The organism is Humidesulfovibrio sp., from assembly GCF_031082295.1.
Classification (GTDB): domain Bacteria; phylum Desulfobacterota; class Desulfovibrionia; order Desulfovibrionales; family Desulfovibrionaceae; genus Humidesulfovibrio.
The window spans coordinates 34021-41541 of record NZ_JAVHLD010000028.1 but is presented as its reverse complement, the minus strand read 5'-3'; the positions used below and the strand labels follow the sequence as shown (position 1 = coordinate 41541).

Here is a 7521-nt window from a genome sequence, read left to right as displayed (position 1 = left end):
GCTGCGCGGTCTCTTCGCCGCGCAGCCCGTCCGCTTGATGGGGATTCCAAAGGGCCTCAGGCCCTTTGGCCGCCGGAGGCATTCTACCCCTTGCACCTGTGCTTCACGTTCTGGCCATCCTTGATGAAGATGACGGCCTCGGCCAGGTTGGTGGCCAGGTCGCCGATGCGCTCCAGGTGCCGGGAGGCCATGATGACGTGCACGCTGCGCTCCACGATGCGCGTCTCGTCGACCATGGTGTTGATGGCCTCCTTGAGCACCTTGAGGGAGAGCTCGTCAGCGGTGTGGTCCATGGCGCAGATTTCCCCGGCCAGGGCCGTGTCCTCGTCCATGAAGGCGCGCACGGCCTTGGACAGCATGTCCCGCACGTGGGCGCAGAGCCGCTCCATGCGGGCGTTGGGCGGCAGGGGGGGCCGGGTGGACAGGAACAGGGTGCGGTGGGCCAGGTTCACGCATTCGTCGCCGATGCGCTCCAGGTTCACGGTGAGGCGCATGGAGCCGATGATGAAGCGCAGGTCGCAGGCTATGGGCTGGTCCAGAGCCAGGAGCTCCAGGTTGAAGGCGTCGATGGCGTCTTCCATGTCGTTGACGGCGGTGTCGTTCATGATGACGCTTTCGGCAAGGTCGGTGTCGTTCTCCAGATAGGCGCGGGTGGCATCCTGCACGGCCTTCTCGGTGAGCGCGGCCATGCGGATGAGCTGCATGCGCAGCTCTTCGAGCTTCTGGGTGAAATGGATGCGCTGCTGCATGTTCTCTCCCTAGCCGAACCGGCCGGTGATGTAGTCTTCCGTCTGCTTGTTGCGCGGGTGCGTGAAGATGGTGCGGGTGTCGCCCTCTTCGATGAGCTTCCCGAGGTAGAAGAAGGCCGTGCGGTCGGACACGCGGGCGGCCTGCTGCATGCTGTGGGTGACGATGATGATGGTGAGGTCGCGCTTGAGCTCGTGGATCAGGTCCTCGATCTTCTGGGTGGCGATGGGGTCGAGCGCGCTGGCGGGCTCGTCCATGAGCAGCACCTCGGGCCGCACGGCCAGGGCGCGGGCGATGCACAGGCGCTGCTGCTGGCCGCCGGACAGTCCCAGCGCCGAGGACTCCAGGCGGTCCTTGACCTCGTCCCAGAGGGCCGCGCCGCGCAGGGAGGACTCCACGCTCTGATCGAGGACGCGCTTGTCCTTCACGCCGTTGACGCGCAGGCCGTAGGCCACGTTCTCGTAGATGGTCTTGGGGAAGGGGTTGGGCTTCTGGAAGACCATGCCGATGCGCCGCCGGAGCGCCACCACGTCAACGCCGGAGGCGTAGATGTCCTCGCCGTCGAGGGTGAGCTCGCCGTCGACGCGCGCGCCGGGGATGAGGTCGTTCATGCGGTTGATGCAGCGCAGATAGGTGCTCTTGCCGCAGCCGGAAGGCCCGATGAGCGCCGTGACCTGGTGCTCCTCGAAGTTCAGGCTCACCTGGTGCAGGGCGTGAAAGGCCCCGTAGTGGAAGTCGAGGGATTGCGAAGAAATCTTGATGTTGGGCATTGTCTCTCCGTGCTCTGCCGGTGCCGCCAAACGGGACGCTTCCCCGTCATTCTGCTGCCGACCTGCTTCAATAATGCCCGAGACGCAACGTCTGGGCCACGGAAATGTGACGATTCGGTGACGACACCCTTTTGAGCACCCCCGGCCCAGGGGCGCCAAACGCCGCTATCGGCGCAGATGCAGGGCCAGCGGGATGGTTGCGGTGACGCCCTTGGCGTCGATCTCGATCGTGGGCTGCATGTCCGGCTCGACCGCGCCCTCGCGGAACTCCAGCACCAGGCGCAGGCGGTCGGGATGCTCGCCAACCACGACGTCCTTCACCGGGCCGGTGGCGTAGCGCAGCACGAAGGGCCCCTTCTTGCGCCAGGGGCCGCGCAGGTCAAGCGCCAGCTTGCGCGGCGACTTCACGCCGAAGTAGGTCACGCGCTCCACCTGCCCGTTGGCCGCGGCGCGCAGGATGATGCGGTCGGACTGGAACTCAATCTCCATGTCGCCGACGTAGCTTCCCTTTTCCGGCAGCGCGATGGGCTCGTGGGGCGCGGGCGCGGGCGGGGTCTCCAGGGCCAGCGGGTCGACTCTGGGCTCCGGCTTGGGCTTGGGAACAGGCTTGGGCGCGGGCTCGGGCTGCTCCGGTGCGGGCTTGGGTTCGGGCGCGGGCTTGGGCGCCTCGGCCTTCTGTCCTTCCGGCTTGGTGGGAGCGGGCTTCGCGGCCTCCGGCTTCGGGGTGGCGGGCTTGACCGGCTCGGGCTTGACCGGCTCGGGCTTGGCTGGCTCGGGCTTGACGGACTCGGCCTTTGCGGCAACAGGCTTCGCGGCTTCGGGCTTTGCGGGCTTCTCGGGCTCGGCGGGCGCGTCCTTCGGCGGAGTCAGGCGCACGGTCTTCTCCACCGGCATCCGCACCTCGTAGCTTGCCGCCTGGGCGCTTCCGGTCCAGACCAGCACGCCCATCATGGCCCCCAGGATCAGCCCCTTGCATCCGAAATGATTCACCATCCCGCGCATCCCCCGCACTCTTCGCATTTTCTGGAACCCTACACGATCTCCCGGCGCTTGGCAAAGCCGGGCTACAGAGCGTCCCAAAATTCCGCCAGACGCCCGGCCACCTTGGCCTCGGACCAGCGCTCCTCCACGAAACGGCGGGAGGCCGCGCCGATCTCGCGACAGCGCGGCAAGTCCCCGGCCAGCTCGCGCAGGCGCCTGGCCAACTCGTCGCGCCCGCGCGCCACAACCCAGGGCAAGTCGCCCCCTTCCGAGGACACCCCCGCGAATTCCGCCACGTGCGACCGGTTCCACTCGTCCAAGCCGGCGATGACCGCCAGCCCTTGGCTCAGGCCTTCCAGGCTGCTGACGCCGTAGTAGCCCTGCATGTGGTCAAAGAGCACGTGGGCCTGCTGCTTGCGCGCCAGGCACTCGCTGTTGGGCACGTTGTCGATGAGGTCCAGGTCGACGTTTAGGCCTTCGCGGCCCAGCTCGTCCACAACGGCCAGCAGGTCGTCGGTGTTCTTGAGGTCCTTGCGCGTGGGCGAGTGCGCCACCTTGAGCGGGCCGGTCCAGACGCGCTCGACGGGCCGGAACAGCGGCTCGTGCTCGTGCACGAGGTTGGGCTGCCAGCGGGCCTCGGGCATCATGCGCAGCAGGTCCGGGGTGCTCACCAGCAGGTTCTTGCGGCCCAAGGCCCGGTACTTGGCGCGGAAGCGCTCCGGGTCGCTGCGGAAGTCGTGGTGCCCGTGCTCGTGATGCACCACGGCCTTGCCAGCAAGGTAGTCCGCCGGAAGGAACGGCCCCAGCCGCAGGTGCTCGTCCGCGGTCATGTGGAAATGCAGCACGTCACTGGTCTTGAGCAGGTGCTCCAGCTCCGCAAGCCCGGCCTCGTCGCCGTCAGGACCAAGGAGGTCGGGCACGTGCAGGTCCTTGCCCCAGGCGTGCGTGTAGCGCGTCTCCAGGGTCACGATGCGCGCGGTGTGCCTGTTCTTCCGGTCCAGGCGGTTCACCGCCCGGCAAAAGGCTATGCCGGTTCCTGCGGGATCGTTCACCGCGATCATCAGGATTTTCAACGCGAGGACTCCACTGCCTTGAGCTCGCCCGCGCGATCCTTGGCCAGATCGAGCCCGCCCAGCCCAGCCTCGGGCAACAGCAGCTCGAAGCGGCGCAGGCTGGCCATGCGCACCGTGCCCGAGCCCAGGGTCAGGTCGAGCACATGCCCGCCGCGCGCGCGGTCCTGGGTGAGGAAATGCAGGTGCCAGCCGGGCACGCCCAGGCCGCGGACATAGTCAGGCCCGCGCAGGCCCACCAGGGTGCCGCGCACTTGCGCGAACTCAAACACCGACTGCGACTTGGCCACGACGGCGAGGGGCTGGTAGGGCTTCTGCTGGCGCGGGACGCTGCGGGCCTTGAGCGCGGTGAAGACGCCCTCGATGCGGACCGCTCCGAATACGTTGGTGTCGCCGAGGGTCTTGTCGAGCCAGGACTCCAGATCCTTCAGGCCGACGTTTTCCGGTGTCGGCTGGGCCCGCCCGGGCTTGAAGCGCACCACCTGGGCGAAGGGCGTGGTCCCGCGCGGGTCGGCGCGGCGCACCACTCCGGTCGACGGAACCTGATAGACGACACCGTCGAGGATCACCATCTCGCCGTCCAGGGCGTCGAAGGTGCCCAGGCCAATGTCGCCAAACCTCGGCAGCCCACGCACAGCCACGGAGCCATCGTACCCACCGGCCAGGAGGGCGTCGATGACTCCGATCTGCGTCATGGAGGACTTGGCAGAGGGCTCTGCGGCCTGGGCAGGAAGCCCTGCACCCAGCAGCGCGCAGAGCAGAAGCCAGAGAAAAGCGGTGCGCCAAGTCTTCATGGGCGTATCTCCTCGTTGTTCTTGTGCAGTGTCTTGACCCAAACGTCGCCGGTGTGGGTCAGAAAAAGGAGCTTGCGCCCCTGGCTGCCCCCGGTCGCGGAGCGCGCGACCTTGATACCGTAAGTGGCCAAGCGCTCACGCACGGATGCGAGGTTGCGTCCCCCGATGTCATACTGGTCGCAACGGTTCCGGCTCATGATGCCCGAGGCGCCTCCGAAAACCTTCACCACAAGTTCCTCCGGCGAAATCTTGAGGCGCATGAGGCTTGAGAACATGCTTTCCAGTGCGGTGTCCACAAAACGGCACACCTGCGGGTCCTTGCCGTTGGAGTTGAACTTGGTGCTGTCTGGCAAAAACGCGTGGCAGATGGCACCGACCTTTTTGCGTGGCGCGCACAAGGTGATGCCCACGCAGGAACCAAGCACCGTCGTCACCAGGGTTGGGCGCACTCCGAGGAAGCAGTCGCCCGTCTGCAGGAACACTTTTGGATAGCGGTCGAAATCACGCACGGAAATGCACCCCGGTAGCCAGTTCTATAGCGTCCCACATCATCGGGACAACAGAGGGCACTGTCAACTGCTTCGGCTGAGCGCCGTCGCGCGCTATTCCTGATGTTCGGCGAAGCGGATGTGAAAGGCGGCCGCGTAGAAATGGTGGAAGAAGTCGACGTATTCCAGGTGGATATGGCTCGGCACGGAAATTCTTGAGGGAGCGAAGTTGATGATTCCCTTGATGCCAGCTCCAACGAGATAATTGGCGGCGCGCTGTGCGCGCTCGGGCGGGGTGGTGATGATGCCGATCTCGAGGGACAACTCTTTGACCTTGGCGGGAAGCTGGCGCGAGCAGACGATCTCCATGCCTTCCACGATCTCGCCGATCTTGTAGGGATCGCAATCGAAGGCCCCGCGTATGTTGAATCCCTTGCGCGAAAACTCGCGATGGCGCAGCAGGGCGCGCCCAAGGTTGCCCACACCCACCAGACCGCAGTTCCAGGCGCGGTCGATGCCGAGCGAACGCTTGATGGAGGTGATGAGATCCTGAACGTAATACCCGACGCCGCGAACGCCGAATTCACCGAAGTAGGCGAGGTCCTTGCGTATCTGTGAGGAATTGACGGAGCACGCCTCGGCAAGACGTTCGGAGGAGACCACATCCGTGCCCTCGCGCTTGAACTCGGAGAGCACCTGGATATAGGTGGCCAGACGGGCGATTGTAGCTTTGGGAATATGCTCGCTCTTCATGGCCCTGCACCGATTGTGAATGTGAATTTTTTAACAAAACTTCCCGGAAAAAAGGAGGCCTTGCGGCCTCCTTGATTCCAGAAACAAACCTTGGGAATTAGGCGCCCAGGGGCTTCACGAAGAGCAGGATCAGGTTGACGACCAGGGCGTAAATGGCCAGGGACTCGATGAAGGCCAGGCCCAGGATCAGGGTGACGGTCAGCTTGCCACCGGCTTCGGGGTTGCGGGCGGTGCCTTCGCAAGCGGCCTTGAGGCCCATGCCCTGGCCGAGACCGCACAGACCGGCGGCGACAGCCATGCCAATGGCGGTGGCCCAAGCGGCGACGGGGCCGACAGCGGCGCCGGCGGCGGCGGGAGCATCAGAAGCGTAGGCGGCGGAAGCAACCAGAACCATAGCCAGGGTCATCAGCAGAGATTTACGCATAACAGTGAACTCCTTAAGGTATTTATGTGTTGGTCAGACGACCATTTCCCCAAGTTTAGTGGGCGTGCTCCAGAGAACCCTTCAAGTAGATCATGGTCAGCATGAAGAAGATGAAGGCCTGGATGGTCTTGCCCAGAATGAACAGGAAGTACATCGGGATGGTTCCGGCGACCGGAGCCAGGATGAACAGCAGCACCAGAACGATTTCCTCGCCGCGGATGTTGCCGAAGAGTCGCAGCGTCAGCGAAAGGGGGCGCGCGATGTGGCTGACGGTTTCAAGGATGAGCATGAGCGGAGCCAGGAAGGCCACCGGGCCCATGAAATGCTTGATGTAGCCGAAGCCCCATTTCTTGATGCCGATGTAGTTGTAGTACACGAACACCGTGATGGCCATGGCCGCGTTGGTGTTCACGTTGGCGGTGGCGGCGTCGCAACCGGGAATCAGGCCGATGTAGTTCATCACCAGGATGAAGATGAACATGCCGCACAGGAACGGGAAAACCCTGCGTCCTTCTTCACCTATGTTTAGGACGACAAAGTCCTCCAGTCCGCCGATCACGGTCTCGAAGACATTCTGCAAGCCACCGGGCACCAGCGTCAGGCGGCCGCGGAGGATGAAGGCGCAGCTGAACAGAATGATCATGGCCAGCCACATGTAGTAAACGTGCGGCGGGAGGTGAAGTCCAAGTTGCTGGTCGATGAGGACCGAATAGGTCAGCGGATGCGCGAGTCCTGCAGCCATTTGTTAAGCCTCCTTCCCATTCCCTGTGGCGGGAACCTTGTGCCTGATCTGGAGAACCCCCCAGAGGGTGGCGTTGACGACCACCGTGGAGAGCCCGGCCAAAAGTCCAAAAACCGATGCCCCAAGCCATGCCACCAATGCGGCGATGGCGACCCCGGTCAATACCAGCCTACCATAAAAGAGCGTCAAAAGCGTGAACACGGCACCGTTTTGAACCTTCACCAACTCCTGAGCGGCCTTTGAAAGCCACCAGAAATTCATGGTGATGATCAGCGTCCCCGCGGCGAAAGACAGCCCCCAAGGGGAGAAGCCCGTTGCCAGACAGACAAGCGCCGACCCGCACGCCGCCAGCAGAATCTGGTTGCGCATGAGCTTGCGCGCGTCCGCCAGGGCAAACCCGCGGCGATACAGCACGGCATCGATCTTCTGGACAAGCGTCGTCATGCCTCATTTCCTCTAACGGCCCGCAACCGTCCCTGGAGTCATCGCGTTCCGGCGCCAGGGCCGGAACCTTCTTCTTCGCTGCGCCGTTGGAGCCGCATGGCCTCGCGATAGACATCGCGAAAGCCGGTGACGATTCCCAGCAGAAGAAAAATGATGAGCAGCCACGGGTCTGTGCCCAGCCACTTATCAAGAAAATACCCCATGGCAAGTCCGACGAAGGTGGCCGCCACGAGCTGCATCCCGATGGTGCCAACCGTTCCGAGGACCCCCATGTGGCCCGAAGACTTGTCCTGCCTGGAAAAGAACAT

11 protein-coding genes are annotated in these 7521 nt (G+C 64.2%); all 11 read right to left on the bottom strand.

Features of this window, described 5'->3' with window-relative positions:
• Positions 1 to 83: 83 nt before the first annotated feature.
• Positions 84 to 749 (bottom strand): phosphate signaling complex protein PhoU, encoded by a 666-nt coding sequence (gene phoU, locus RDU24_RS12845; RefSeq protein ID WP_308736169.1) that lies wholly within the window; start codon positions 747 to 749, stop codon positions 84 to 86.
• Between the two features lie 9 nt (positions 750 to 758).
• A complete protein-coding gene (gene pstB, locus RDU24_RS12840; RefSeq protein WP_308736168.1) occupies positions 759 to 1517 on the bottom strand; it encodes a phosphate ABC transporter ATP-binding protein PstB in 759 nt (252 codons plus the stop codon).
• Between the two features lie 165 nt (positions 1518 to 1682).
• Positions 1683 to 2510 (bottom strand): hypothetical protein, encoded by an 828-nt coding sequence (locus RDU24_RS12835; RefSeq protein ID WP_308736167.1) that lies wholly within the window; start codon positions 2508 to 2510, stop codon positions 1683 to 1685.
• Positions 2511 to 2581: 71 nt separating this feature from the next.
• The gene (locus RDU24_RS12830; RefSeq protein ID WP_308736166.1) at positions 2582 to 3571 is read right to left on the bottom strand and encodes a glycosyltransferase family 1 protein; all 990 of its coding nucleotides are present in this window, start codon (positions 3569 to 3571) and stop codon (positions 2582 to 2584) included.
• Positions 3568 to 4362, bottom strand: a complete 795-nt coding sequence (gene budA, locus RDU24_RS12825) for an acetolactate decarboxylase (RefSeq protein WP_308736165.1) — start codon at positions 4360 to 4362, stop codon at positions 3568 to 3570. Before budA ends, RDU24_RS12830 begins: the two co-directional genes overlap by 4 nt.
• Positions 4359 to 4871 (bottom strand): chemotaxis protein CheD, encoded by a 513-nt coding sequence (locus RDU24_RS12820; protein WP_308736164.1) that lies wholly within the window; start codon positions 4869 to 4871, stop codon positions 4359 to 4361. The genes budA and RDU24_RS12820 overlap by 4 nt, the downstream gene beginning before the upstream one ends.
• A gap of 93 nt (positions 4872 to 4964) precedes the next feature.
• Positions 4965 to 5603, bottom strand: a complete 639-nt coding sequence (locus RDU24_RS12815; protein WP_308736163.1) for a redox-sensing transcriptional repressor Rex — start codon at positions 5601 to 5603, stop codon at positions 4965 to 4967.
• Between the two features lie 97 nt (positions 5604 to 5700).
• The gene (locus tag RDU24_RS12810) at positions 5701 to 6027 is read right to left on the bottom strand and encodes an ATP synthase F0 subunit C (protein WP_308736162.1); all 327 of its coding nucleotides are present in this window, start codon (positions 6025 to 6027) and stop codon (positions 5701 to 5703) included.
• Between the two features lie 55 nt (positions 6028 to 6082).
• Complete coding sequence (gene atpB, locus RDU24_RS12805) at positions 6083 to 6769, bottom strand: F0F1 ATP synthase subunit A (protein WP_308736161.1); 687 nt, start codon at positions 6767 to 6769, stop codon at positions 6083 to 6085.
• Positions 6770 to 6772: 3 nt separating this feature from the next.
• Positions 6773 to 7213: an ATP synthase subunit I gene (locus RDU24_RS12800; RefSeq protein WP_308736160.1), complete on the bottom strand. Its 441-nt coding sequence runs from the start codon at positions 7211 to 7213 to the stop codon at positions 6773 to 6775.
• 38 nt (positions 7214 to 7251) lie between these two features.
• Complete coding sequence (locus RDU24_RS12795) at positions 7252 to 7521, bottom strand: AtpZ/AtpI family protein (RefSeq protein WP_308736159.1); 270 nt, start codon at positions 7519 to 7521, stop codon at positions 7252 to 7254.